This is a genomic window from Staphylococcus sp. Ze2, from assembly GCF_048568365.1.
In the GTDB taxonomy this organism is placed as follows: Bacteria; Bacillota; Bacilli; order Staphylococcales; family Staphylococcaceae; genus Staphylococcus; species Staphylococcus xylosus.
On sequence record NZ_CP183486.1, the window covers coordinates 1,361,691 to 1,388,315 of the forward strand.

At 30.3% G+C, this 26,625-nt stretch carries 25 protein-coding genes and 8 tRNA genes; 25 read left to right on the forward strand and 8 right to left on the reverse strand.

Features of this window, described 5'->3' with window-relative positions; translation table 11 throughout:
• Nucleotides 1–372: 372 nt before the first annotated feature.
• Nucleotides 373–1,224 (reverse strand): formyltetrahydrofolate deformylase, encoded by an 852-nt coding sequence (gene purU, locus ACM591_RS06270; RefSeq protein WP_029376896.1) that lies wholly within the window; start codon nucleotides 1,222–1,224, stop codon nucleotides 373–375.
• A gap of 432 nt (nucleotides 1,225–1,656) precedes the next feature.
• On the opposite strand from purU, the gene xdrA reads away from it, so the two are divergent.
• From xdrA to yhaM, 6 genes are all read left to right on the forward strand, one after another.
• Nucleotides 1,657–2,121 (forward strand): XRE family transcriptional regulator XdrA, encoded by a 465-nt coding sequence (xdrA, locus tag ACM591_RS06275; RefSeq protein WP_017723171.1) that lies wholly within the window; start codon nucleotides 1,657–1,659, stop codon nucleotides 2,119–2,121.
• A 258-nt stretch (nucleotides 2,122–2,379) separates the two neighbouring features.
• Nucleotides 2,380–3,510 (forward strand): DUF445 domain-containing protein, encoded by a 1,131-nt coding sequence (locus ACM591_RS06280; protein WP_038678778.1) that lies wholly within the window; start codon nucleotides 2,380–2,382, stop codon nucleotides 3,508–3,510.
• A 68-nt stretch (nucleotides 3,511–3,578) separates the two neighbouring features.
• Nucleotides 3,579–3,923, forward strand: a complete 345-nt coding sequence (locus tag ACM591_RS06285; protein ID WP_017723169.1) for a YlbF/YmcA family competence regulator — start codon at nucleotides 3,579–3,581, stop codon at nucleotides 3,921–3,923.
• Nucleotides 3,924–4,420: 497 nt separating this feature from the next.
• Entirely contained in the window at nucleotides 4,421–5,605 is a 1,185-nt protein-coding gene (locus ACM591_RS06290) for a metallophosphoesterase family protein (protein WP_029376898.1), read from the forward strand.
• Nucleotide 5,606: 1 nt separating this feature from the next.
• Nucleotides 5,607–8,540 carry an ATP-binding protein gene (locus ACM591_RS06295; protein WP_326026778.1) on the forward strand — a complete coding sequence of 978 codons (2,934 nt, stop codon included), beginning with the start codon at nucleotides 5,607–5,609 and terminating at the stop codon, nucleotides 8,538–8,540.
• Nucleotides 8,540–9,481 (forward strand): 3'-5' exoribonuclease YhaM, encoded by a 942-nt coding sequence (gene yhaM, locus ACM591_RS06300; RefSeq protein ID WP_029376900.1) that lies wholly within the window; start codon nucleotides 8,540–8,542, stop codon nucleotides 9,479–9,481. Before ACM591_RS06295 ends, yhaM begins: the two co-directional genes overlap by 1 nt.
• Nucleotides 9,482–9,678: 197 nt before the next feature.
• Here yhaM and ACM591_RS06305 read toward each other — a convergent pair whose 3' ends face one another.
• The 4 genes from ACM591_RS06305 to ACM591_RS06320 form a co-directional block, all read right to left on the reverse strand.
• A complete protein-coding gene (locus tag ACM591_RS06305) occupies nucleotides 9,679–10,671 on the reverse strand; it encodes a foldase protein PrsA (protein WP_029376901.1) in 993 nt (330 codons plus the stop codon).
• 222 nt (nucleotides 10,672–10,893) lie between these two features.
• Complete coding sequence (locus ACM591_RS06310; RefSeq protein ID WP_029376902.1) at nucleotides 10,894–11,457, reverse strand: DUF3267 domain-containing protein; 564 nt, start codon at nucleotides 11,455–11,457, stop codon at nucleotides 10,894–10,896.
• A gap of 239 nt (nucleotides 11,458–11,696) precedes the next feature.
• The gene (locus ACM591_RS06315; protein WP_325996768.1) at nucleotides 11,697–12,068 is read right to left on the reverse strand and encodes a YtxH domain-containing protein; all 372 of its coding nucleotides are present in this window, start codon (nucleotides 12,066–12,068) and stop codon (nucleotides 11,697–11,699) included.
• 79 nt (nucleotides 12,069–12,147) lie between these two features.
• Nucleotides 12,148–12,573: an HIT family protein gene (locus ACM591_RS06320; RefSeq protein WP_029376904.1), complete on the reverse strand. Its 426-nt coding sequence runs from the start codon at nucleotides 12,571–12,573 to the stop codon at nucleotides 12,148–12,150.
• A gap of 128 nt (nucleotides 12,574–12,701) precedes the next feature.
• On the opposite strand from ACM591_RS06320, the gene ecsA reads away from it, so the two are divergent.
• Nucleotides 12,702–13,439 (forward strand): ABC transporter ATP-binding protein EcsA, encoded by a 738-nt coding sequence (gene ecsA, locus ACM591_RS06325; protein ID WP_029376905.1) that lies wholly within the window; start codon nucleotides 12,702–12,704, stop codon nucleotides 13,437–13,439.
• A complete protein-coding gene (gene ecsB / locus ACM591_RS06330) occupies nucleotides 13,436–14,659 on the forward strand; it encodes an ABC transporter permease EcsB (RefSeq protein WP_029376906.1) in 1,224 nt (407 codons plus the stop codon). The genes ecsA and ecsB overlap by 4 nt, the downstream gene beginning before the upstream one ends.
• A 79-nt stretch (nucleotides 14,660–14,738) precedes the next feature.
• On the opposite strand, the gene ACM591_RS06335 is transcribed toward ecsB, so the two are convergent.
• Complete coding sequence (locus ACM591_RS06335) at nucleotides 14,739–15,242, reverse strand: signal transduction protein TRAP (RefSeq protein WP_326026777.1); 504 nt, start codon at nucleotides 15,240–15,242, stop codon at nucleotides 14,739–14,741.
• A gap of 263 nt (nucleotides 15,243–15,505) precedes the next feature.
• On the opposite strand from ACM591_RS06335, the gene hemE reads away from it, so the two are divergent.
• The 12 genes from hemE (at nucleotide 15,506) to ACM591_RS06395 (ending at nucleotide 20,771) form a co-directional block, all read left to right on the forward strand.
• The gene (hemE, locus tag ACM591_RS06340) at nucleotides 15,506–16,540 is read left to right on the forward strand and encodes a uroporphyrinogen decarboxylase (protein WP_029376908.1); all 1,035 of its coding nucleotides are present in this window, start codon (nucleotides 15,506–15,508) and stop codon (nucleotides 16,538–16,540) included.
• Nucleotides 16,541–16,625: 85 nt separating this feature from the next.
• Nucleotides 16,626–17,549, forward strand: coding sequence for a ferrochelatase (hemH, locus tag ACM591_RS06345; RefSeq protein WP_326026776.1), 924 nt, complete (start codon nucleotides 16,626–16,628; stop codon nucleotides 17,547–17,549).
• Nucleotides 17,550–17,566: 17 nt separating this feature from the next.
• On the forward strand, nucleotides 17,567–18,961 hold the full coding sequence (hemY, locus tag ACM591_RS06350) for a protoporphyrinogen oxidase (protein ID WP_216715227.1): 1,395 nt from the start codon (nucleotides 17,567–17,569) through the stop codon (nucleotides 18,959–18,961).
• A 165-nt stretch (nucleotides 18,962–19,126) separates the two neighbouring features.
• Nucleotides 19,127–19,684 (forward strand): alpha/beta hydrolase, encoded by a 558-nt coding sequence (locus ACM591_RS06355; protein ID WP_029376911.1) that lies wholly within the window; start codon nucleotides 19,127–19,129, stop codon nucleotides 19,682–19,684.
• 377 nt (nucleotides 19,685–20,061) lie between these two features.
• A tRNA-Met gene (locus ACM591_RS06360) sits at nucleotides 20,062–20,135 on the forward strand.
• Between the two features lie 9 nt (nucleotides 20,136–20,144).
• A tRNA-Asp gene (locus ACM591_RS06365) sits at nucleotides 20,145–20,220 on the forward strand.
• Between the two features lie 9 nt (nucleotides 20,221–20,229).
• A tRNA-Phe gene (locus ACM591_RS06370) sits at nucleotides 20,230–20,302 on the forward strand.
• Between the two features lie 20 nt (nucleotides 20,303–20,322).
• Nucleotides 20,323–20,398 (forward strand) — tRNA-His (locus ACM591_RS06375).
• A 13-nt stretch (nucleotides 20,399–20,411) separates the two neighbouring features.
• A tRNA-Gly gene (locus ACM591_RS06380) sits at nucleotides 20,412–20,485 on the forward strand.
• 10 nt (nucleotides 20,486–20,495) lie between these two features.
• Nucleotides 20,496–20,570: transfer RNA gene (locus tag ACM591_RS06385), tRNA-Asn, on the forward strand.
• Nucleotide 20,571: 1 nt separating this feature from the next.
• Nucleotides 20,572–20,643: transfer RNA gene (locus tag ACM591_RS06390), tRNA-Glu, on the forward strand.
• Nucleotides 20,644–20,682: 39 nt separating this feature from the next.
• Nucleotides 20,683–20,771, forward strand: a tRNA-Ser gene (locus ACM591_RS06395).
• A 172-nt stretch (nucleotides 20,772–20,943) separates the two neighbouring features.
• On the opposite strand, the gene ACM591_RS06400 is transcribed toward ACM591_RS06395, so the two are convergent.
• The gene (locus ACM591_RS06400) at nucleotides 20,944–21,519 is read right to left on the reverse strand and encodes a site-specific integrase (RefSeq protein ID WP_231495823.1); all 576 of its coding nucleotides are present in this window, start codon (nucleotides 21,517–21,519) and stop codon (nucleotides 20,944–20,946) included.
• Between the two features lie 37 nt (nucleotides 21,520–21,556).
• On the opposite strand from ACM591_RS06400, the gene ACM591_RS06405 reads away from it, so the two are divergent.
• From ACM591_RS06405 to ACM591_RS06420, 4 genes are all read left to right on the forward strand, one after another.
• Complete coding sequence (locus tag ACM591_RS06405; protein ID WP_253902537.1) at nucleotides 21,557–21,877, forward strand: hypothetical protein; 321 nt, start codon at nucleotides 21,557–21,559, stop codon at nucleotides 21,875–21,877.
• Between the two features lie 560 nt (nucleotides 21,878–22,437).
• Entirely contained in the window at nucleotides 22,438–22,686 is a 249-nt protein-coding gene (locus ACM591_RS06410; protein WP_047172186.1) for a GlsB/YeaQ/YmgE family stress response membrane protein, read from the forward strand.
• A gap of 422 nt (nucleotides 22,687–23,108) precedes the next feature.
• A complete protein-coding gene (locus tag ACM591_RS06415; protein ID WP_216715226.1) occupies nucleotides 23,109–24,425 on the forward strand; it encodes a hypothetical protein in 1,317 nt (438 codons plus the stop codon).
• Nucleotides 24,426–24,755: 330 nt separating this feature from the next.
• On the forward strand, nucleotides 24,756–25,280 hold the full coding sequence (locus ACM591_RS06420; RefSeq protein WP_326026775.1) for a hypothetical protein: 525 nt from the start codon (nucleotides 24,756–24,758) through the stop codon (nucleotides 25,278–25,280).
• A gap of 115 nt (nucleotides 25,281–25,395) precedes the next feature.
• Here the strand turns inward: ACM591_RS06420 and ACM591_RS06425 are convergent, their stop codons facing one another.
• The gene (locus tag ACM591_RS06425; protein WP_047172192.1) at nucleotides 25,396–25,575 is read right to left on the reverse strand and encodes a hypothetical protein; all 180 of its coding nucleotides are present in this window, start codon (nucleotides 25,573–25,575) and stop codon (nucleotides 25,396–25,398) included.
• Nucleotides 25,576–25,696: 121 nt separating this feature from the next.
• On the opposite strand from ACM591_RS06425, the gene ACM591_RS06430 reads away from it, so the two are divergent.
• Entirely contained in the window at nucleotides 25,697–25,888 is a 192-nt protein-coding gene (locus tag ACM591_RS06430) for a hypothetical protein (RefSeq protein ID WP_047172193.1), read from the forward strand.
• The last annotated feature ends 737 nt before the right edge of the window (nucleotides 25,889–26,625 follow it).

Below are 26,625 nucleotides of genomic sequence, written 5' to 3' on the forward strand. Positions count from 1 at the left end.
TTAATAATTTCACAAACATTGTAACATTATCCTTGTTATATTTTTCACAATGTTTGTGAAAGTTTTTAATACAAACTGTGAACGATTTGAGAAACTGTAGGAATTTATATGACAGTTTTATAATATTGTGTGTCTGTTATACAACAGGTGATAATAGGAGTATTATTGGTGAGTAAAGAAAAGGCTAGAATGATGATGAGTATAAAAAAGGGAAGAAATACAAAACAAACCATATTTATCCTTAATAATTAGTGGATAAATATGGTTTAATAAATTGTGCATATATAATAGAAGGTTTTAGAAATTAAATTGTGCATAAATTTATATTAACCATTATGATAACAGTAATTAGTACACTTTTTATACACAATATTAATTAAAAACAATTGTTTTATTGCCATCATTAACGATGACTTTATGTTGAACATGATATTCAACTGCTTGAGCTAAAACAGAAGACTCGACATGACGACCAATTTTACGTAAATCTTGTACATTATAACGATGATTAATACGTGTGACATCTTGGTCTATAATTGGTCCTTCATCTAAATCAGATGTTACGTAATGGCTTGTTGCACCGACTAATTTTACGCCGCGTTCCCAAGCTTGTTTGTATGGATTTGCTCCAATAAATGATGGTAAGAAAGAATGGTGTATATTAATAATTTGATTAGGATAGTGACTGACAAAATTATCAGTAAGTATTTGCATATACTTAGCTAAAACGATTAATTCTACTTCGTGTTTTGCGCAAATATCTAATATATTTTGTTCGACAACTGCTTTGTCATTATTGCTTGGTACATAGTAAAAAGGGATATTAAATGATTCCGCAAAATGTCTATTGTTTTCATGATTACTGACAACACAAGTGATTTCAGCGGGGATTTCTTTACGCTGAACTCTTAATAACACTTCATTAAAAGCATGATCTTCTTTCGATACAAATAATGCGATTTTTGTTTTGTCACTTGTATCAAAAATATCAAAATTAATATCATTTTGACTTAAAGTGCTTTCTAGAGCTTCTTTCAATTGTTTTGCTTTTTCAAACTCAAATCTTAAAAATAATTTTCCTTCGGTATCTTGCGCATGATCATATTCTGTAAAGTGATCAAGATGTAAAATATTAGAGCCGTATTCTGCAATAATATTTGTAATTAATGATGTTATACCGACTTTGTCATTGCATGTTGCGAGTAATATGTATTTATCTTCCATTTAAGCACCTCAAAGTTTAATAAAGTACTTAAAATTATAGGGAATATTCTGAACAATGTAAATAAATAAAATGTTTTTCAACAAAATCAGAACAATTTATAGTTTTAACTATACTATTATAGTAGAAATAAGCTATAATGATAAATAGTGTTTTTATCTTTTATGAGTAATAAGTAAATCTTGATGATGACACTTTTCACGAAAATAATACGCTTACAAACAAAGTGATTTTTGTTTGTAAATTAATTATAAGATATAAGATTGATTATTTTGATAATTGCGCCAATGATAAAAAACGATGAAAATTTGATTTCACTCTTTTATTTTCTTAAAAATTGTATTAAGATGTAATTTGTGTTTCAAGAAGCGTGTATTATTGCAATTTCTTGTGTCCGGATAAAATATTCTTTAGATGAAAGGTAGATTAAAGTAATGGATAGACAGAATTTCACAGATTTAATTCAAACAAAATTTAAAATGGTACGTATTGAAGCAGGTTATACGCAAGATACGATGGCCCAAACTATTGGTCTTTCAAAAAAGACTTTAGTACAAATAGAAAAAGAAAGAGTACTACCTAACTGGACAACATGTGTGTCAATTTGTGCATTATTTAGAGACTCAGATGTTTTAAATAGTACATTTGGTTGTGATCCTTTAGAAATGGTACAAACTATTTCTCGTAATCACTGTGCGTACCCTAACCATTCAACAACAAGTGACATTTACTGGAACACTGTTGATAGCCGTAATGGTTTTATCTTACAAAGCAATAAAGTAAGTGATATTTATCGCGTACTTAACCAAGAAACACAACCAATATTTGGTACTTCTAAATTAAGAGAAGCAGAAACATATTTTGGTAGAATTTCTAAAGAAGAGTTAATGCACGTATAATATTAATTCAATTTGTGATAGAAGAATCATTATTTATATAATTTGGTGACATAGGACTTTAAATTGTATATGAATGATTTAGTCACTATACACTACTTGACCTAAACAAAAGATTTAGGTCTTTTTTTATTTTTAATGTTTTTTTAAAATGAATAAGTGTGTTCTTCTACACAATTAAACTATATGTATTGTACAATGTTTAAGAGTGTATTTTTATTATAAGTACGTAATCAAGTTAAATAAAAAGGAGAAACTTTTATGCATGCATTTTTAATAATTATATTTATGATGATAATTGGTGCATTAATAGGTGGAGTAACGAACGTTATTGCTGTAAAAATGTTATTCCATCCATTTAAAACATATTATATTTTTAACAAACGCGTTCCATTCACGCCAGGTTTAATACCAAAACGAAGAGCAGAAATTGCTGATAAAATTGGTCAAGTTGTTGAAGAACATTTACTTACTGAAAGTATGATTCAATCTAAATTAAATGCAACAGCAACGAGAACTGCAATCGAAGAGGTAATACAAAAGCAAATTGAGAAATTAAAAGAAGATCGTATATCTTTAGATTATTTAGCAAATAAAGTTGATATAGATATTGCCCAATTGGCAAATGGTAAAATAGAAACGATTATGTCAGAAAAATTAGAACTGTTTTATTATGATCATCGCAATACACCTATTACACAATTAATTCCTGAAAATATTGAAAAAAGTATAGATAATAAAGTTGAAGCTGTACCAGAAATACTATTTGATAGAGCGCGTGTCTACTTAAAATCTGAAAAAGGCGCAGCAGATATCGCCTCAATGTTAGATACATTCTTCAATGAAAAGGGTAAAATTGTCGGGTTATTACAAATGTTTATGACGAAAGAAAGTATTGCTGATCGTATCCAACATGAATTAATCAGATTGACTAATCATCCCAAAGCGAAAGATATTGCGAATCAAATTATCGATAATGAATATGAAACATTCAAATCCAAACAATTAAGTGAAGTGCTAAATGAACAACAATTTCAATCTTTTAAAACATCAATAACTGATTTAGTAATAGGTTACATGGATATCAATAATATGGCAACGAGATCACTAAATACGCTTACGCCAAACTTTATACAATTTTTAGAAAATAAAGTAACCCAAAAGTTAACGAATGTGATTATTGAAAATGCATCAAAACATATGTCGCCAATTATGAAGAAAGTTAATTTACGACAAATGGTTGAACAACAGATTAATACGTTTGATTTAGCATATATTGAAAAACTTATTATAGATATCGCAAATAAAGAGTTGAAATTAATCATGTTTTTAGGTTTCTTATTAGGTGGTATTATAGGTTTATTACAAGGGATAATTGCAATTTTTGTATAACATATTAAATTATGTTATTGTAATATCGATGTGGTTTTAACACATATACAAAAAAGGAGTGAAGCATAGTGGCAGTAAATTTATACGATCATGCAAATCAATTAGAACAAGCATTAAGAGAAAGTGATGAATATCAAGCTATTCAAAATGCTTATGCAAAAGTTAAAGAAAATCAAGAATCAAAAGATTTATTTGATGAATTCCGTGAAACACAATTAAATTTCCAACAAAAACAAATGCAAGGTGAAGAAATCGGTGAAGAAGAGCTACAAAAAGCACAAGAACAAGCTCAAAAAATCGAAAATGATTCTAACATTTCTGAATTAATGGCTGCTGAACAAAACATGAGTCAAGTATTCCAAGAAATTAACCAAATCATTGTAAAACCTTTAGATGAAATTTACGCTGACTAATTTTTGTTAGTGTAACGTATAAAGACTATGATACAAACAAATATTGTGTTGTAGTTTAAATGGAGAGTACAGAAAACTAATTATTTTATAACTAAGATTTTGTCATCCATCATGGTGCTAGTGACTATAATTGAAATAGTTTAAATTAAGCGCAATTCCAATTAGTCAGTAGTTACTAATACAATATTTGAGGCTGAGGCATATATTTATGTGTCAGCCTCATTTTTTTGTGACCCTTTTTAAAGAATTTGTTTTAATTTAAAAAACGATGAATATGGCTATGTGATAAGGTATTCAATAACAATTTGGAATGATATTGTCTTGAATTGAGCATCTTTTGTTTTATCGACTGTCTAATAGGCAATGTGGTAAAATATACTAATACAAGGTATTTGTATGCATAAATTTTAGTAATGGTTGAAATATGTAATCTGTTACTGAAGTATTCAAAATGCATCAGCTTAAATAAAGCTTTCAATAAAGGAGAAAGATACTGTATGGTGAAATTTATTCATTGTGCTGATTTACACTTAGATAGTCCTTTTAAGTCTAGAGATTATCTCAGTCAGCCTATTTTCGAAGATATTCAAAAAAGTGCTTATGAAAGTTTTGAAAAAATAGTGGACTTAGCATTAGCCGAAGAAATCGATTTTATGATTATTTCAGGTGATTTATTTGATCAACAAAACCGCACATTACGTGCAGAAGTGTTTTTAAAGAAGCAATTCGAACGTTTAGAAAGAGAACAGATTTTTGTCTATTTATGTCACGGTAACCATGATCCTTTATCATCAAATATTGGTACTGTGTGGCCAGACAATGTATCAGTTTTCTCTGAAAATGTTGAAACATATCAAACAATAACTAAAAACGGTGAGGAAATTTATCTTCATGGTTTTAGCTATCAAAATGATGCTAGTTATGAGAATAAGCTCGATGCATATCCAACTAGCCAAGGCTATAAAGGTATTCACATTGGCATTTTGCATGGCACATATAGTAAAACTAGTACAAATGACCGTTACACAGAGTTTAGATTAGAAGACTTAAATAATAAATTGTATCACTACTGGGCATTAGGACACATACACGAACGTCAACAATTGAGCGATATGCCACAAATACATTATCCTGGCAATATACAAGGAAGACACTTTAAAGAGCTTGGTGAAAAAGGTTGTCTCCTCGTTGAAGGTGATAACTTAAATCTCAATGCTAAATTTGTGCCAACGCAATTTATACGTTTTGAAAAAGCGACTCTAGAAACAAAACAAACGTCTAAACAAGGCCTTTTTGATGCTATACAAGCATTTAAAACACAAGTTAGAAAAAATGGTAAGGCAATCTATCAGCTCAAGGTATTAGTAGATTCAGATCAATGGATATCTGAACAAGATATTTTACAAATTCATGAAATGATAAGTGACTATGAGGCCAATGAACATAACTTTGTATTTATTGAAGATTTAACAATTAAGAATAAGTATGAGGATCAAAATACATTAGTTAAAGAATTTTCTCCTGAGTTAATCGAGGACAATATCTTATATGATCAAGCGATGAATGACTTATATTTAAACCCTAAAGCATCTAAGTATCTAGAAAACTATAGCGATTTTGATAGACGAAATCTTATTGAACATGCTGAAGAACTCTTGAAGTCAGATATGAGGGGAGAATAAAATGAAAATTAAATCATTAGAGATTTACGGCTACGGTAAATTTATACAAAGAAAGATTGAATTTGATGAATCATTCACTGAAATTTATGGAGAAAATGAAGCGGGTAAATCAACGGTCCAAGCATTTATTCATTCCATACTTTTCGGCTTCCCAACTAAGAAAGAAAATGAGCCACGGTTAGAGCCTCGATTAGGAAACCAATACGGCGGTAAGTTGACTTTAATTCAAGATGATGGGTCTTTAGTAGATGTTGAACGTATTAAAGGCAGTGCAACAGGTGACGTAAAAGTATACTTACCTAACGGAACTATTAAAGATGAAACTTGGTTAAATAAAGAACTGAATTTTATTTCTAAGCGTACATATCAAGGTATTTTTTCTTTTGATGTACTTGGGCTTCAAGATATTCATAGAAAAATGGATGAAACTCAATTACAAAATTATTTGTTACAAGCAGGCGCATTAGGTTCAACAGAATTTACAAGTATGCGCGAAATATTAAGTAATAAAAAAGAAATGTTATATAAGAAAAATGGTCGTAATCCTATCATAAATCAACAATTAGAACAGTTGAAAGAACTTGAAGGACAAATTCGAGAAGAAGAAGCAAAGTTAACATCATATAAAAGATTAGTTGATGATAAAGATAAAGCTGAACGTAGGTTAAGTACTTTAAAGCAAAACTTAACACAACTATCTAAAATGCATGAGCAAAAACAAAAAGAGATTGCATTACATGAACAGACTCAAGAATGGAAACAACTAGAAACCCAATTAAATATTGAACCAATAGTGTTTCCAGAACAAGGTATTGATCGTTATGAATCTGCGAAAATACAAACACAAAATTTAAAACGTGATATTGGTTTGCGTGAAGAACGATTAGCACATCTAAAAACAGAAAATGAAAAAGTAAATGTGCCCAAACAAAGTGATATAGATGCATTTAATCATTTACATCAACAAGAAAACGAAATTAAGCAAAAAGAATATGAACTAAAATCTGTAGAAAAAGAAATAGAAGATAAAAAGCGTGAAAAATCAGGGTTAAGTTCAAATATTGGTTGGCAAGATGTGCATCATCAAGTAGACGATTCTGAAGCAATGAAAAGTCACGTTAGCAATCAAATAAAAAACAAACAAGAACAAACTGCATATATACAACAACTGGAACGTAACATTGAAGAAAATAAAATTGATAAAGACACAAACAACGCAGAAATAGAATCATTAGAAGCAGACATTGTTCCAGAAGAAAATTTCGAGAAGAAAAAGCAATATAATAAAAGAGTATTTGAATTACAAGAAAAAAATAATCTCTATCAAAAAATGAAAGAGGCATTTGATACTGAACAACGAGAAAATGAGAAAAAACAAAATTTATTACGTATAGCTCTAATGGTATTAGCGGTAATAGGAATTGGGTTAACAATCTTTTCGTTTGTATCAGCAAATATTATTTTCGGTATCGTATTTGCTATTTTATCTCTAGTCTTTATCACAGGTTTATTCTTTGTAAAAACAAAAGAAATTGGGCATAGCGAAACATTTTCAAAAGAGATTGATGATTTGCAACAGCAAGTGAATCATTTAGAGGACAATTATGACCTTGATTTTGATTTGGATGATCAGTATAGAGTTCGCGAACAATACCAAACTGCAATTAAAACAAAAGAAGCAATTAATAAGAAAGCAACTTATTTAGAAGACACATTAGAGCAAGCCAAACAACATTATCAAACTGCACAGAACAATATTAATGATGTTAAAGCAGACTTGTTCTTATCTAATAAAATGTCAGATGAATTAATTATTGATAGCATTAATACAATGAATAAAATTAAAGAACATGATATTCATATTACTGAACTTCATAAAAAAGCACATGAATTACAACAACAATTAGATGAATTCTATGCTCATGCACAAGAAATCACTAAAAACCAATTTTCATATTTTAATAAACTTTCATTGTTCCACGATATAAGACAATGGCTAAAAGAAGAAACAAATAATTTAGATAAGTGGAATAGAAATAATGAACAAATTAAGCTACTTGAAAGTGAGGTTTCACAACTTCATAATAGACTCAATGAAAATAGTAATGTCATTTCACAATTATTCAATTTTGTTAATGTTAACGATGAAGAGTCTTATTATCAACATCATGTTCAACATCAAAATTACCATCAACAGATGGCACGTTTTAATGATTTATCAAAATATCTAGAAAATCAAAATTACAATTATGATTCTAGTTCTAGATTGAGTGAGAAAACTGCTGCACAATTGACAAATGAAGATGAAGTACTTGCACGTCAAGTTGATGATTATAACGACCAATATTTAGAATTACAGTCACAAGTAAGTGACTTAAATGCTAAAATAACTGATATGGAAACAGATAAAACTTTAGCTGATTTAAGGCATAGATTCCATATACTTAAAAATAAAGTAAATGATGAAGCTAAAGATTGGGCTAGCCTTAGTTATCTACAAGCTTTGGTAGAAGGGCATATTAAACAAATTAAAGATAAACGTTTGCCACAAGTGATAAACGAAGCGACTAATATCTTTTCGCATTTAACAAATGGTCATTATGTGCAAGTAACATATGCTAATGACGATTTAATGGTAAAACAAGTAAATGGACAGATGTATGAACCAGTAGAATTAAGTCAATCTACGAAAGAAATTTTATATATTGCATTACGTTTGAGTTTGATTCAAACTTTGAAACCGTATTATCCATTCCCAATTATTATTGATGACGCTTTTGTGCATTTTGATAAATATAGAAAAGACATCATGATGAATTATTTAAGACAAATGCCAAGCAGCTATCAAATTTTGTATTTTACATGTGTGAAAGATACGAGTGTGCCTTCAAAACAAATTATAACTTTAAATAAAATAGAGGAAGGCGGTAAATAATGAGAAATGTTGAAAATTTAAATCCTGGAGATTCAGTGGATCATTTTTTCTTGATTCATAAAGCTACACAAGGTGTAACTGCTCAAGGTAAAGACTATATGACGCTTCATCTACAAGACAAAAGTGGAGATCTTGAAGCGAAACTTTGGACTGTAAGTAAAGAGGATATGAAAGTATTAGAGCCTGAAAAGATTGTACACGTTACAGGCGATATTATAAATTATCGTGGCCGTAAGCAAATGAAAATTAATAAAATAAAATTGGCTACACCAGAAGATAATATGAAAACACAAGATTTTGTAGACGGTGCACCTATGACACCTGATGAAATTCAAGAAGAGATTTCACATTATATGTTAGAAATTGAAAATGCGACATTACAACGCATTACACGTCATTTAATACGTAAACATCAAGAAGCATTCTTTACATTTCCGGCTGCAAGTACACACCATCACAACTTCTCAAGTGGTTTAAGTTACCATGTGTTAACAATGTTGCAAGTAGCTAAATCAATATGTGATATTTATCCATTATTGAATCGCAGTTTATTATATAGTGCTATTATTTTACATGATTTAGGTAAAGTCAGAGAATTAAGTGGACCAGTGGCTACGTCTTATACAGTTGAAGGAAACTTATTAGGTCATATATCGATTGCAAGTGATGAAGTTGCTGAAGCTGCTAGAGAATTAAACATTGATGGTGAAGAAGTATTATTATTACGCCATATGATTTTAGCACATCACGGTAAAATGGAATTTGGATCACCTAAATTACCACACATGAAAGAGGCTGAAATATTGTTCTTTATTGATAACATAGATGCGAAAATGAACATGTTTGAAAAAGCATTTAAGAAAACAAATAAAGGACAATTTACGGAACGTATCTTTGGATTAGATGGTAGACAATTTTACAATCCAACATCATTAGATTAATAGTTAAGGCTATTTGATTAAGCTAGAAAATTTTCTTGAAATAGCTTGATGAAAGAGGTTTTTAAATTAAATATTGAGAGTAGGGCTGCAATTACTTTTAAAAAGATTGCATCGTCCTACTCTCATTTTTATAACTTACTTTTCTTTATAGTATAAAAAAGAGGTTAGGAAAATTCCTAACCTCTTTTTTGAATTTATTATTGTCCTGTAGACATGCCAGCGCCACTTTGTTGCATCATTTGTTGTTGTTGTTGCTGCTGTTGTTGTTGTTTAATTTTTTCAGGATCTAATATTGAGTCTTCGATTGCTTTTTTGATATCTCTATCTTTGTAATCTACTTTATATTCATCCAATAGCTCTTTATATGCATCTGTTAGTAATTTAGGTTCTTTTTGAACTTTAGATTGAATTAATTGTGATTTAAGTTTGCCTTTTTCTTTATCAAAATCATCTTGTTTATCTGCTTTAATGATGTGATAACCATAATCAGTTTTGACTACGTCAGAGATGCTACCTTCTTTAAGCTTGAAGAGTGCTTTTTCAAATTTATCTTCCATTTGACCTTTGATAACGTAACCTAAGCTACCATCTTTTTTAGCTGAAGATTTATCCATTGATTCTTTTTTAGCAATTTCGCCAAATTTATCTGGATCTTTTTCAACTTGTTTTTGGATTTTTTCTGCTTTAGCTTTAGCATCTTTATCTGATAAACCTTCTTTATCATCTTTGTTTTCTTTAACTTTAATTAAGATGTGAGAGCCTTTTTTAGTATCTTCTTTAATCTCTTTATCTGAGATATCTACTTTGTCATTAAGCAATTCTTTTTGATAAGCTTGTAATTTTTTCTGCTCTTTGTAATCGCCTAGAGACATTTTTTGTTGTTTTAACATGCTTTCAAATTGGTCTTTACCACCATATTGTTTTTGCTCTTTTTCAACTTCCTTATCAATATCTTTAGTGTTAACTTCATCTTTATATTTATCAGCCAGTAGTTTGTTTAATAAAATAGAGAAAGAACTGTTAGCAATTTGTTCATCGCCAATTTTATTCATAACATCTTCTACTTTAACGTCACCAGCTTTGGAAGAAATGATTGTATCTTCTTTTGAGTCTGTTGCACTGTTACCACACGCACCTAATAATAAAGCACTAGCTGTAACAGGAAGTATAACTTTTTTCAATGTTTTCATGGTTGTAACTCCTTTTGTAAGAATAACAACGTAAATATAACATATTATTGTTTAATCACCAATTAGAAACACAATTTCTAAGACTATAGTATTAGTTTGTTTATAAAAAAACAACAAAATCGAATTTTAAAAATAAGATTTTGTTGCTTTATTAAAATAATTTAAATTGTAAAAACTTATTGAAAACAGCTTTTGAAACATTATTATTATTTAAAATTTTAGTTATATATGACGTTCATGTTTGGACTCAACTTTATTTAATATATTAATGCCTGTTTGATGTTCTTCAATGTAAGTGCCTTCGTTTGAAAATATAATAATCTTTAAGTATAGAAAATCCATTACTGAATAGCCCATGTTTAATGCAATAAGAAACATTAGATAATGTCCATACTGCGGGAATAAAGTGCTTAAATAAGCGCAAACTGTAGTGATTATAATAACTGGTGTCATCAAATCAAAACAAAAATAATACTTATTTACAGGCGTGTTCACGTACGTGTTATAAAAAGGAATGTTTTTTTGCTTTAATAACTTATACTTTTTAAATGATTTATAGTACGGAAACAAAAAGAATAAATGAATTGCTTTATGAATAGGGTATAAAACTAATACGAGTAACAAGAAAATTAAAAAATATTTATCTGTTAACTTTGTATTTGAAAAGAAGTATAAAATTTCATAAGCAATGAGAAATGTAATGATTGTTGTGACTAAACTAAGAAAAGCAATCCTAGGTAAACCAAAACGAGCATTAATATCTATTTGCCGTGTACAAAGATACATTATTCGGTCATACTCCTTTATATTATAATTCGCATGCTATATACTTTCGTATTATCTATCTTAATAGAAAAATCGTCAAGATAAATTTGTATCTAGTATTTGCACTTAAATTTAAGTCTTATATTACGGTTTTAGCCTGAATAGCTAATGATTAAAAAAGAACTGCAACTCACACCAATAAAGGGTGAGTTGCAGTTCAGAAATATTGGCAACAGACTTTAAACCAAGCCGCGATTAACTTAATTATCTTTTTCAAACGCTTTAGTAATTTCATCTCCGCGGTTTTGGAGGTTCTCTATATGAGATTGTAGTTTTTCAATGTTAGGGTCTATATCTGATTTAAAATCACCAATCATTGTTTTAACTTCATCACCAATTGAACTACCAAATTCAGTGCCTTCAGACTTTATTTGAGCAATATAGTTAGTGATGTCGTTTATGCTTTGCTTAATTGTATTGATTTCTCTATTAAATTCAGACTCAGCGCCAACGGGTTTCTTCGCGTGTTCAATGTATTCATTAGAATGTTTTTTATCACGATTCATCAACGCTACGCCTAGACCAGTAGCAACTCCGGCACCTAGACCTAATAGTATTTGAGCTGTTTTCATAAAAATTCTCCTCATTTCTAAATAATATCTCAACGGTTAATAATTTTTATATACCCTATATGTTATAAGGTAAGCATTTTTAATCGAAGTGAGCAGCTATCTCTTCTGCGATTTTTGCCTTTTGTTCGTCATCGATACTTTCTGCATGTGTTTCCCATTTATAACCAAAACCATCCACATCGTTTTCGTACCTTGGTAATAAATGGAAATGAAGATGGAAAACAGATTGATCGGCAAATTCGCCATTATTTTGTATAATATTTAATCCGTCAGGGTTAAAAGCTGATTTTATAGCATTTGCTACTTTTGGTAAAGCAACTCCGATATGTGTCATAGTTTCACTATCAGTTTCAAAAATATTTGCAGATGCTTTTTTTGGTATTAATAATGTGTGACCTTTTGTAACTTGTGAAATGTCTAAGAATGCATATACGTGTTCATCTTCATATACTTTATAACTCGGAATTTCACCATCGATAATTTTACTAAAGACTGTTTCTGACATAAAAGCTTCACTCCTTGTAAGATTGTTACTGCCTATTATAGCATTACTATATTATTCACGTCAGTTTTCGCAATAAATTTATACCTAAAGCTTAATTTTTGATACAATATGATTTGTGGAGGTGCCATATGACAGTAAAAGTAGAACATTTAACAGGCGGATATGGTAAACGACCTGTAATTAAAAATATAAATTTTGAACTCAATCAAGGAGAAATTGTTGGCCTTATTGGGCTAAACGGTGCAGGAAAGAGTACGACAATTAAACATATGTTAGGATTACTGACGCCAATGGAAGGTAGTCTAACTATTTCAGATATCAACATTAATCAAGATGTAGAGACTTATAGAAGGAAACTATCGTATATTCCTGAATCTCCAGTTATATATGAAGAACTAACATTACAAGAACACATTTATATGACGGCTATGGCTTACAATATTAGTAGGGAAGAAGCAATGGAACGAGCGCACCCGTTACTCAAGACTTTTAGATTAGAAGATGAGTTACATATCTTCCCAAGTCATTTCTCTAAAGGAATGAAACAAAAAGTAATGATAATCTGTGCTTTTATAGTAGATCCTGAACTATACATTATTGATGAACCATTCTTAGGTTTAGACCCTTTAGGAATTCAATCAATGTTAGATTTAATGGTTGAGAAAAAGAATGAAAATCGAACAGTTTTAATGAGTACACACATTTTAGCAACTGCAGAAAGGTATTGCGATCGATTTTTAATCATGGATGAAGGTGAAATTGTAGCTTTCGGTAATTTAGAAGAACTTCGTAAGCAGACAGGCTTAGAAGGTAAAACACTAGATGAGATTTACATCCATGTAACACAAGGTGGCAATAATTCATGACACAGAATGCTAAGCAATTATTTTTTAGTAGAAAAAAGGAAATCAGTAAAGAAAAGCAATATTATAATAAATTTATTTTCAATGGCCATTTTTCTGTATTTCTTGTTATTTTATTAGGTGCATTTATATTAGGATATGGTGATTGGTTAAAGTCTATACCACAGCATATTAATTATGCTTTGATTACAAGTGTTATTGTGGCAATTACCTCTATGTTTCCATTAAGGACTTTACTGAAAGATGCAGACAGGTTATTTTTATTGCCTTTCGAAAAAAATATGGAAACATACATGACACAATCGCTTGTTTATAGTTATTTTTCGCGAATAGGACTTCAACTTTTAATTTTAATCGTGCTATTTCCATTGTTTTTCGTAATAAATAACCGATCATTTGGATTTTATATACTGTTTGCTGTGTTAATGCTAGTTATGCCTTATTTAGGATTATTAGTGAAATGGCAATGGTACAAGTATAAATTAGAAAGTTGGTCTCTCCATCTTGTATTGTTTATCGTTTACGCTTCGGGGTACTATGTTGCGTTAGATGCAAAGCATTTATCTAGTTTAACCTCTATATTCGTATTAATTGGATTAGCCATTTTGCTTAAACACCAAAATAAAAATCAATTATTTCCTTGGGAAAGAATGATTAAGTCAGAACAACAACATCATATGAATTATTATAAATTTGTGAATATGTTTACCGACGTTAAACACTTAAAGGAAACGGCAGTACGTAGAAGTTATCTTGATCCATTGTTAATCACTCCGAAAAACAAGAAATTTAATGAAAACTATATGTATCTTTATTTATTTATTAGAAGTTTTGCAAGAGGTAAAGATGCGTTTAACATAATATTAAGATTAGTTGTATTAGCGATGATTTTAATGTTTTGGTTAGATCAACCATTGGTTACTCTAATTATAGGTAGTCTTTTTATGTATATAATTTTATTACAAATGGCTCAGTTTTATACACAGCAAGCATATGGCTTGTGGCCACAAGTTTGGCCGAGCCCAGATACTAAAGTAATAAAAGGCTATGAACAATTTCTATATAGACTCATGTTTATTGTTGGTGTATTGTTTGTAATCGTTTATGCAATCACATTACCGATGTATAGCTATTATGGTTTGTTATTCTTTTTAGTAGGGTGGTTAACCATCAGAAACGTTGTCAAAAAACTCAAATATCAAGAATCATTACTAAAAGATTAAAAAAGTGGTCGTTACTCTATACATCATTAAATGAAATGAGCAACGACCACTTTATTTTGATATGATCTTTACGAAAAAATTAATTATCGTCAATTGGGAACAGATATCTTTCGAAATAACTTGAATGTTGACTACTAGAGCCAAAGAATTGACTAAGTGCAAGTTTATCAAAATTATCTTTGAAAACAGATGAAGCTTTAAAATCTTCATAAGCTGTTCTACTTTCAAAACCAAAGTAAATCTTATAAGTTAAACCATGCTCTGGTTTTAAGAAACGGTAGCATCTATAACCTGCAAATTGTTTGAAATCAGTAGTTAAATTTTCTAATCTTTTTTCTAGTTGATAAGCATGATCTTCTGATGTTGGCACAAAGATTACAGAATAAAAATAGTTTTCGTTTAAATCTCCTTCAGACTCAAGGATATTATAAATTAAAGGCTGTTTTAATACTGATTTTTCATCTGTTTCTTCCAAAATCACTGAAGAATCTGATGCAGAAAATTGTAATAAGTTATGGTCAGGATTATTCAATCTGATTTGATTTAAATAACCAAACGTCCCATAAGATGCAAAAATTTTCATAAAGATTTTCCCCCTTGCTTTGTTTATGGAAGTATAGTTAACTACTATACCTTACTATAAGATATATCTAGTTTTTCAAATAGATATAAAATAAGCTTTGATAACATTATAATTGATTTCTATCATAAAACAATAGTCAAATGATTAAATCGGGAAAAGCTAACAGTTTGTCTTTTTTATGACATTTAAGCACAATGAAATACGAGTGATAATGCAGTATGGTATTATAGATAAGAATGATTACAATGTAGGAGGATTAAAAGGTGCATAATAAAAATAATACAATCCTAAATATGATTAATGGTGAAGCTGTGTCACATACGCCAGTATGGTTTATGCGACAAGCAGGGAGGTCACAACCTGAATATAGAAAATTAAAAGAAAAGTATTCGTTATTTGAAATTACGCACCAACCAGAATTGTGTGCATATGTAACACATTTACCTGTAGATAATTATGATACAGATGCAGCTGTACTTTATAAAGATATTATGACGCCATTACAACCGATTGGTGTAGACGTTGAAATAAAGTCAGGAATTGGTCCGGTTATTCATAATCCGATAAAAAATATCCAAGATGTTGAGAAACTAGGTGTTATAGATCCAAAACGAGACGTGCCCTATGTTTTAGATACAATAAAATTATTAACTGAAGAAAAATTAAATGTACCTTTAATAGGCTTTACTGGTGCACCATTCACTTTAGCGAGTTATATGATTGAAGGTGGACCTTCAAAAAATTATAATTTTACAAAGGCAATGATGTATAGGGACGAAGCAACATGGTTCGCATTAATGGATCATCTTGTTGATATGTCTATCACTTATACTGCCGCTCAAGTAGAAGCGGGTGCCCAAATCATTCAAGTATTTGATTCTTGGGTGGGCGCGTTAAATGTTCAAGATTATCGTTATTATATAAAACCAGCTATGAATAAGTTGATCAGTGGTATAAAAGCAAAATATAATGTGCCAGTTATTTTATTTGGAGTTGGCGCGAGTCATTTAGCTGATGAATGGAATTCTTTACCAATCGATGTTTTAGGGTTGGATTGGCGTTTATCTATTAAAGAGGCCAATGCGATGAATATTAATAAAACGTTACAGGGTAATTTAGATCCATCTCTGTTATTAGCACCTTGGGATGTTATAGAAGAAAGATTAAAAGTGATTTTAGATCAAGGTATGGAGCATGGGAAACATATTTTTAATTTAGGTCATGGTGTTTTTCCAGAGGTGAAACCTGAAACTTTAAAACGAGTGACTACGTTTGTACATGAATACACACAAAGATAGTACGACATAAACTTTGGCTACCAAGATTCACAAATAATTATGTCATATAAATCTAAAATTTATTATACAAGAGGATGATTTTAAAATGACTAAAACGATAGGTCTATTAGTAATGGCTTATGGTACACCATATAAAGAAAGTGACATTGAACCATATTACACTGATATTAGACGTGGTAAAAAGCCATCTGATGCAGAATTACAAGATTTAAAAGATAGATACCAATTTATAGGAGGACTATCTCCTTTAGCAGGTACGACAAATAGACAAGCTGAAGCTTTACTAGACGCGCTCAATGAAGCATATGATGATGTGCAATTTAAACTTTATATAGGATTGAAACACATCTCTCCATATATAGAAGATGCAGTACAATCAATGCATGAAGATGGTATAGATGAGGCAGTTACCGTTGTGTTAGCGCCACACTACTCAAGTTTTTCAGTGGGATCTTATAATACACGTGCCCAAAAAGAAGCAGATAAATTCGGTATACAATTTAAACATGTAGCGCATTATTATCAACAGCCTAAATTTATACAATACTGGACTGAAAAAATTAATGAAACACTAACAAAAATTCCACGCGAAGAGCATGATGAAACTGTATTAGTAGTATCGGCTCATAGCTTACCTAAAGGACTGATTGAGAAAAATAATGATCCTTATCCGAATGAATTACATCATACTGCACAATTATTAGAGGAGCAATCTGATATCATTCATGTGGCAAAAGGATGGCAATCGGAAGGTAACACGGGTACGCCGTGGTTAGGGCCAGATGTTCAAGATTTGACGAGATCTTTGTATGAAACACACGGATATAAGCATTTCATATATACACCTGTAGGATTTGTTTGTGAACATTTAGAAGTATTGTTTGATAACGATTACGAATGTAAAGTGGTTTGTGATGAACTAGGAGTAAATTATTACCGACCTTCAATGCCTAATACGGATCCATTGTTTATCGGTGCAATCGTTGATGAAGTTAAAAATGTTTATTAAAGGAAGCGTGAATTAATTTGGGTAAAAGTATCGCAATAATTGGTGCTGGTATTACAGGATTATCTAGTGCTTATTTTATAAAAAAATTACGTCCCGATGTAGATGTAACTATATACGAATCTTCTAATAGAACTGGTGGAAAAATCCAAACATATAGGAAAGATGGTTATACTATTGAGTTAGGCCCAGAATCTTATTTAGGTCGCAAACAAATTATGACTGATATTGCTCAAGAGATTGGTTTAGAAAATGACTTGATTACTAATCAAACTGGACAGTCTTATATCTATGCAAAGAATAAATTGTTTCCAATACCTGGTGGGTCTATACTAGGCGTGCCAACAGATATAAAACCATTTTTAAAGACAAAGTTAATCTCTCCTAAAGGAAAATTGCGTGCTGGATTAGATTTATTTAAAAAGCCGACAGAAATGGATGAAGATATTTCAGTAGGCGCATTTTTCCGAGAACGTTTGGGTGATGAGGTACTAGAAAATCTAATTGAGCCTTTAATGGGTGGTATTTATGGTACAAATATTGATGATTTAAGTTTAATGAGTACTTTTCCAGAGTTTAAGCATAGAGAAGAACAATTTGGTAGTTTGATTAAAGGCATGAGACATGAAAAAATACAGCGCCAAAAGCAGCGTCAATTATACCCAGGTGCGCCCAAGGGACAATTTAAACAGTTTAAACATGGACTTAGTTCATTTATAGAATATTTGACTGAATACGTTGTCAAGCAAGGCGTTGAAATTAAATATCAAACGCCAATTAAAGATATCATAACTTCACAAAATAATTATGAAGTTATCAGTGGAGAAAATAAAGACACTTACGACAGTGTGTTAGTGACTACACCACATGAAACATTTATGCAATGGTTTGGTAATGATCCTGCCTTTGATTATTTTGATTCTATGGATTGTACCACAGTAGCCACTGTTGTATTGGCCTTTGACGAAAAAAATATTGAAAACACATATGATGGTACTGGATTTGTAATTGCACGTACAAGTGAAACCGACATAACAGCTTGTACATGGACAAGTAAGAAATGGCCATTTACGACACCTGCAGGCAAAGTACTTCTACGTGCCTATGTAGGTAAACCTAATGACACAGTTGTAGACGATCATACAGATGAAGAATTAGTTAATATTGTTAAAAAAGATTTGAGCCAAATGATGACTTTCAAAGGGTCTCCAGACTTTAGTATTGTGAATAGACTACCTAAAAGTATGCCACAATACCACGTTGGTCATATAAATAAAATTAGATCAATCCAAACACATATTAAACAAAATTATCCAAAACTACGTATCACAGGTGCGTCTTTTGAAGCGGTAGGTTTACCTGATTGTATTCAACAAGGTAAAAATGCTGTAGAAGAGTTATTAGCAGAATTATAATAATTTAATAAACACAATTAACCATATCATCTATATAGATGATATGGTTTTTTAATTAAGACTATTAGATTCTTTATAATAGAGAAGAATCTATGAGATAATGAAACAGTTGTAAAGTTAATATGATATATAGCAAATGTGATTCAAATAAAGTGGGGGATATTTATGACTGATATCGTAATAGTACATTCAAAATATGGAGATGCATCAAATCATTGGTATGATTGGCTCGCAAATAACCTTACATTAGAAGGTTATGATGTAACATTATTTAATTTACCTTATGAAAAAGATAGCAAAATTGAAAAATGGGTAAGTGAAATGAAGAAACAAATTCAAATTAATAAATATGAAACTTATTTTGTTACACATGGCTTTGGTACTTTAGCATCATTAAAATTTATTGAAGAAGTGGATGTAGATTATATAGAAGGTTTTTTCAGTATTTCAGGATTTATGGAAGATGCTCAAGTGCCGAATGAATTAGCTCACACAGAAAGCTTTCAAGTCGATTATGAACAAGTTAAAGGTAAAGTAGAATCTTTTTATGGTTTGTGCGCTAAAGATGATAAATGTATATCATATGAAGAAACTAAAAGGTTAATGGATACATTAGGTGGCAAATGTAAGGTGACTGAATATGGGGGACATTTTATGGAAGATGATGGATTTACAACATTTACAAGATTGCAAAGTAAAATGCAAGGTATTATGAGTCAATAAATAACAATTTTAAATAGAGTTATCTAGGTTGAAGGTCTTTATCTATTGAACTATTGTTACACTTTTTGATTGAGAAAATATCTAAAAACTGTAAATAAATGGGTGAAGGCACTAATTATTTGTATAAAAAGGAAACTAAAATTAAAATAATATTATTATAAACCATTTTTACACAAATTAGTTTTTGAAATCCATTGACTAAACCGTAAAATCTTTATATACTAAGTTAGTCTTATTTGATAGGTGATGTGCGAACAGCCACTATCACACTTAGTTTTAAATTTGATTAAGCCAATGTAAATTAATTTTAAAAAAACGTTGACATTAAGTTAACATTTATGGTATATTTAATTGGTAGTCGTCATTAATAATATTAACGCGGGATGGAGCAGTTCGGTAGCTCGTCGGGCTCATAACCCGAAGGTCGGTGGTTCAAATCCGCCTCCCGCAATTTTTAAAAGGTCCCGTAGTGTAGCGGTTAACACGCCTGCCTGTCACGCAGGAGATCGTGGGTTCGAATCCCATCGGGACCGCCATTTAATTATGGTTCAGTAGCTCAGTTGGTAGAGCAATGGATTGAAGCTCCATGTGTCGGCAGTTCGACTCTGTCCTGAACCATTCTTTCTATTTTTACTTTGGCGGTTGTGGCGAAGTGGTTAACGCATCGGATTGTGGTTCCGACACTCGTGGGTTCGATTCCCATCATCCGCCCCATAATCGTTGAAATGCGGGTGTAGTTTAATGGCAAAACCTCAGCCTTCCAAGCTGATGTTGTGGGTTCGATTCCCATCACCCGCTCCATTATAATTATTCCACAGTAGCTCAGTGGTAGAGCTATCGGCTGTTAACCGATCGGTCGTAGGTTCGAGTCCTACCTGTGGAGCCATGGCCCCGTGGTCAAGCGGTTAAGACACCGCCCTTTCACGGCGGTAACACGGGTTCGAGTCCCGTCGGGGTCATACAAACAGAAGTGAATTATCGCTTCTGTTTTTTTATATGGAGAGTTGTCCGAGTTGGCCGAAGGAGCACGCCTGGAAAGTGTGTAGGCGCCACAAGCGTCTCGAGGGTTCGAATCCCTCACTCTCCGTTAATTACATAATTAAAGATTTCTTAAAACATCGAAAGCCTTGATATTATAGGTTTCGATGTTTTTGTTTTACATAGACTTTTATAAAACATGTCATCCGCATGTCAAAATGGCGTAAAAAAATAATAAAACCATGTCAAAATTAAGGTTTCGTTGACATAAAATCTCTGTATCACATGTGGCGCAAGGCTTCTAGCCTCTTTGTTTCTTCTTGTTTTTGACTTTCTTCTAATAAATGACTATATGTCGATAGGGTAGTTGTTATATCTGCATGCCCTAATCTTTTTGAAATATAATATATTGATATGCCTTCGTGAATCAACATTGAACAGTGTGTATGACGTATGGAATGCAATGTATAATTACCTATTCTATTATTTAAGCAGAAACGTTGTAGCACTTTAGAAACTGCATTATGTGTAATTAACGATGCACCAGTTCTGAATATATCTCCATCTAAATTAATAGGGAAGTGGTTTAATACTTGTCTAACATGTTTTATATCTTCTCGTGATATTTTAATCACACGATCTGATGTAACATTTTTAGTACCTCTAATGTGAACAGTTTCGTTTTCTATATCGAAATCTTTGTATCTCATTTTCTGAATTTCGCTAAATCTAGCACCAGTTACAATAGCTAAATATATAAAAAGGTAGGATAGCTGGTTTTGACTTTGTGCATATTCTTTTAACTTATAAAAGTATTCTAGTTGCATAAACTTATCTTCCTCTGGTTGTTCTTTCACTGCACCTTTAATATTAACTTTGTAATATGACTCTAATATGTACTTTGTGCGTCCTAACTTTAAAGCAGCAGAAAAAATTACATGGAATTGGTCAGGGCGTTTTACAGCTAAGACAACGATTAAAGTAAGACGCAGTGCTGGATTAAAAGGTGAAGTTGTGGATAGTGGTTCATGGATTTATGCGAATGAATGGGTCGACTTTGTAAGCATAACTAAAAAGGATGGTTATTGGTGGATTAAATTTAAATATCCAACAAATCCAAGCGCTGGATATTTCTACTTAGCTGTATGTAAGATTACTGATAAAGATGAAAAAATAAAGAACGAAAAATATTTGGGTAGTATTAATTGGAGTTAGGTATATTAATAATTAAAAAAAGTATTGCAATTTTATATTTTACAATATAAAATTAAATTCATGGAGTTCCTCCAGAACTTCATTCCTTTTGAACCACTCTTCTCTGATAGGCGAGTGGTTGTTTATATATAGGGAATACAGACTTATATGTGTCTGTCATTTAATTTATATGGTACAATATGTTTGTAGGTTGCCCCCTTAGCAGCCTATAACCTTAAATATATTTTTTCACGGCCACTCTTATGGGTGGTTTTTTATTTATTACTTATAGGTTACAGAATGTTCTGATAATATAAAAACATCCTTTGCTAATAGTTTGCAGTCCAATAGCATTCATATACTTAAGTGTCATTTCGACGGTATTTTTTTTGTTTATTAATTATAATAACAGGGTACATAAAAATACGATTGTTTTTAGACATATTGTCGCTTCTTAATTAAATGTTTAGCAGCTACTATATGTGGCTGCTTTTTTATATGATTTGAATTGTTTTCTATCTTGTTTTTAGGGAAATAAAATAGTACGATTGTTTTAACGAATTTTGAATAGGAGTGATTATATGGGATTTATATTAATGATTATAGTAGGTGGCCTAATAGGATGGCTAGCTGGAGCAATTTTAGGTAAAGACATTCCTGGCGGGATCATCGGTAACATTATTGCTGGTTTAATTGGTTCTGCAATTGGAAGTAAACTATTAGGCACATGGGGACCAGTTTTAGGCGGTGTACCAATTCTGCCTGCGTTGATCGGGGCAATTGTTTTAATCTTAATTGTTTCAATTGTAATGAAAGCTATTCGAAAATAAAACGTTTGTGGGGCAGGCACTTTATGTGTCTTTCTTTCTATTTATATGATATACTTTTTTTAGTTTCTGATTATAGAAACTTCCTTTAAGAAGGCAGTCGTCAATTCGGCTGTCTTTTTTGCTTATTAACATTTTAATTGGGTATTTATTAAATAGAATCTCCTTAATAGTATTCATATTGTTGTATGATTATTTTGCTAATAGTTGATGCCATCCAGCTACCTACTGGATGGCTGTTTTATGTATTTAAAAATTTCCTCTTTATTTTTATTGTTCAAGACTGTAATATTAAGAGTAATAAGTTAATTAAAATTAGTAAATTAAAAAATGATGAAATTCATTAAAAATTTTGCAGAGGAGTAACTAATCCACAAAAAGGATTGATTAATACATATAAATATCTAAGGATAAAAAGAGGGAATATGGAAGAAAAAGAAGAATATTACAATATATTGAAAAAGTTTTTTGAAGCTGTAAGCTCTTTAGATAAAAATGGAAAAGAGTCATTAACTTCTAGGGATTTATTTATGCTAATGAAGGATAAAGATACTATAAAATCAGATGAAGATATAGTAGAATTTATAATTGATTATTTGAGGTGTGAAGATGGTAATGAAGACTATAATGAAGGTCAAAGAAAAAGATTATCGGAAATCAAAGAAATAATTGAAAAAAATAGCAAAATGAATTATATATATAAAAATATAATATCAGACGGAAAGAAATATAAAACAAAAGACCCATATGTGAAATTTCTAATACATAACTGTAACAATAGAAATGAAAAAATAATGCAACAAATTAAGTTATTAAAGAATAATCAAATAAAAAATTTAGTTAGCCTTTTCGAAAGCTTGATTTCTAGTATCTTATCTTATTTTTATAGATTTACACAAAATTCAAACGATTTAGCTAACCAAAAAATAAAATTTTCGGATTTAGAACATATTGAAAAAATTGAAGAGATTAAAGATTTAGTTGTTGATCAAAAAGTTACAAGCATTATGCATTGTGGTTTTTCAGATTGGATTAAAAAATTTGTAGATGAATGTACAAAAAAAGGATATAAGTCTATAGCTAGTAAATATCAAGAAAGATTAAATGAATTAATAGAACTTTTTGAAAGGAGACATTTACTTACACATAATAATGGAATAATGAACCATCTTTATTTATCGAAAATAAAAGGAATCTCTACTAATTCATTTAAAGTGGGCGATGAAATAAAATTCAGTGATGAATATTTACATGCTTCTATAAGAAATGTTTTATATATGGGAACAGTGTTGTTTATAAATACATTAGATAAAAGAGGGCTAAGTAGAGACGGCGTTTTTCTCGGAGATTTAAATAATTTGGGGTTAGATTATTTGCATAACGGGTATTATAAAGAAGCAAAAATTATTTTCAATTATATTTATGAAAACACTAATAAAAAAGAACTTTATAAATATAATTTTTGGCTTTCAAATTTACTTGAAGATAAAAATACAGATACTACTGAAATAGAAGAACACTTTGAAAATAAAGACTCTTTAAATGAACATGATTTATTGGCTAAAAGTATATTATTACGTGAAGATAATTATATTGAGATATTAGAATCTTTTCTACAAGATGTAACTTATGAAAGAGTTATAACAATTCTAAATTGGCCTATCTTTGAGTTGATAAAAAAAGAAGAACAATTTATTGAGTTTAAAGATAAGTATCTGTATAATAATTTTAAAGGAGTATGATATTTATGATGGACAAAGAATTAATGGAAGTAGAAGAAGTGAAAGATACAATTAAATTAAAATAATATATAAAATTAACACTCACTTAACTAGTGGGTGTTTTTATTTTGTATAAAATATATTCACATGTACAAGAGCATTTAAGTTAATGAGCAACCTGTTTTATTTTTTCATATATTTTAGTTAACTACCCAAACATGTCACTGGGTGGTTTTTTATAATTTTATACGTAAGATAGGACGAAACGTTAAAAAATGACAAAAAAGTGCCTTACATGCTATAATGAAATCCCTACTACTGTCTTCTAAAAATTAAAAAAGGAGACTTAATATGATAAATATTATTTCAGCAATTGGATCACTAGGAACTTTTATTATGGCGTTATTTTATTTTGTATCGGTATCAGTTCAACTTTATCAAATGAAAATTAGTTTTATACCAGCTCTAGGGTTTAATCAAATACTTTTAGAAAAAGATGAAAATAAAAATTTAAATTTAAGAAATACGACTTCAAATTCTGAAGAAAACGAAGATTATTTAAAGTTATATAACCTTGGTGGAGGAGCTGCTAAAAATATAACTGTCGAAGTTATATTAGGTAAAGATAACGTAATTCAAAAGAAATATATAAATATGTTACCTAGCAAAGAAAGCTATATGTTACCTATTAATAAAACTGTATTTGATGAATTGGATGATACTATTCAAAATAATGGTTACGAATCAGATATGAATATTAGGCTAACATATTATCACAATGTGAGTAGAAAGAAACAAGAAGTAGTATTAAAAGGTCATATTGATAGTTTTAATACTTATGAAAATAAAGAGATATATGAACTACAATTTATATAACTTTTTCACCTATAATTTGTTTCCAATAAGAAAATTGGGGTATTTAATTATTAAGCGACGTGGAACGCTTAACAAAATGTTATAAATTAGCCTATCTGATTAGATAGGCTGTTTTTTATTTATTTAAAAACTCATTGAGTATTGGATTATTATTTTCTTTTTCAACAACCACTGATAGATCCTCGGTTACATCTTCTTTTACATCTATTACTTTTTCTTCGATTAAACTTTCGACTCGATTAGCTACTTCTTTTGTATTCCAACCTATTTTTTCAATTTCTTTTTTGTAATCCATATGTATTCTCCTTGATTGTCTGAATTTATCTAACGATTAATTATAATTGATTATAAGAAAAAAAGATATTAAATTGATTTATGTGAACGTTTATTCTATATTATTCATGAGGTGATTAAAATTGGAACTAAATTTAGACTGGAGTAAAGATTTTCAAGAATTTCAGGATATTTTGAATTCTGGAATACATCCCGAATGGCTATATAACGCTAAAGCGAATATGGTTTTAAACCCAGCTTATACTGGTGAGGGGAAGCAATTTTTCTTTACTAAGGACATTATAAAAGCTAGTAAAAATATTCCATTTTTTTGAGATGATAATATGAAAGTAATAAATCCAGATGCACCAGATGAATATAAATACGGGAATGACATTGATTATTTTTATAACATTATTATATATTTTATGTTTGGAAACTAATATAAGTAGAATGTTACAAAAACACTATCTAATGTTTTTCTTATTCAAATTCACCTGTCCTTCTATTACTTTAGGTTTGTCTTTTGATAAGAGGGGGGTCCTTTATCAAGGAGGTGTTAAATTATCATTTATGTGATTATGGGTTTAATTATTGGCTTCCTTTGTTATTTGGTTAGTTATATAAAGCGTAATAATGATACACTTAGAAAGGCTTTTATAACCTTTGGTACTATTATTACTTTTCCCAGCTTATTTATTGGTCTTTGTTATTTACTGATAATTTTATTTTAATATTTTCGTTATATTTAAAGGTTTAAAAATGTAATAATGGGCTATACTATAACTATACTCTTGAATCTTATTCTCATTCAAACTTCTACACCCTCTTTGTTACTTTAGGTTCCTCAACTTTAATAATAATAGTGGGTGTTTTTGGTGTGTGTGAATAAACAGTTTATACGAAGAAATTTGAAAGATATCGTGGAGATAAAATAAACCCACCTAAATGAATAGATGGGTCGGTTTATCGGTGACATTTGATTACGTAGTGACAAGCAATCCGTCAGTTAAAGAGTCTAACCATGACATTTTTGTTCTACGCCAACACTACGCCTACTAATTGGCTTAAA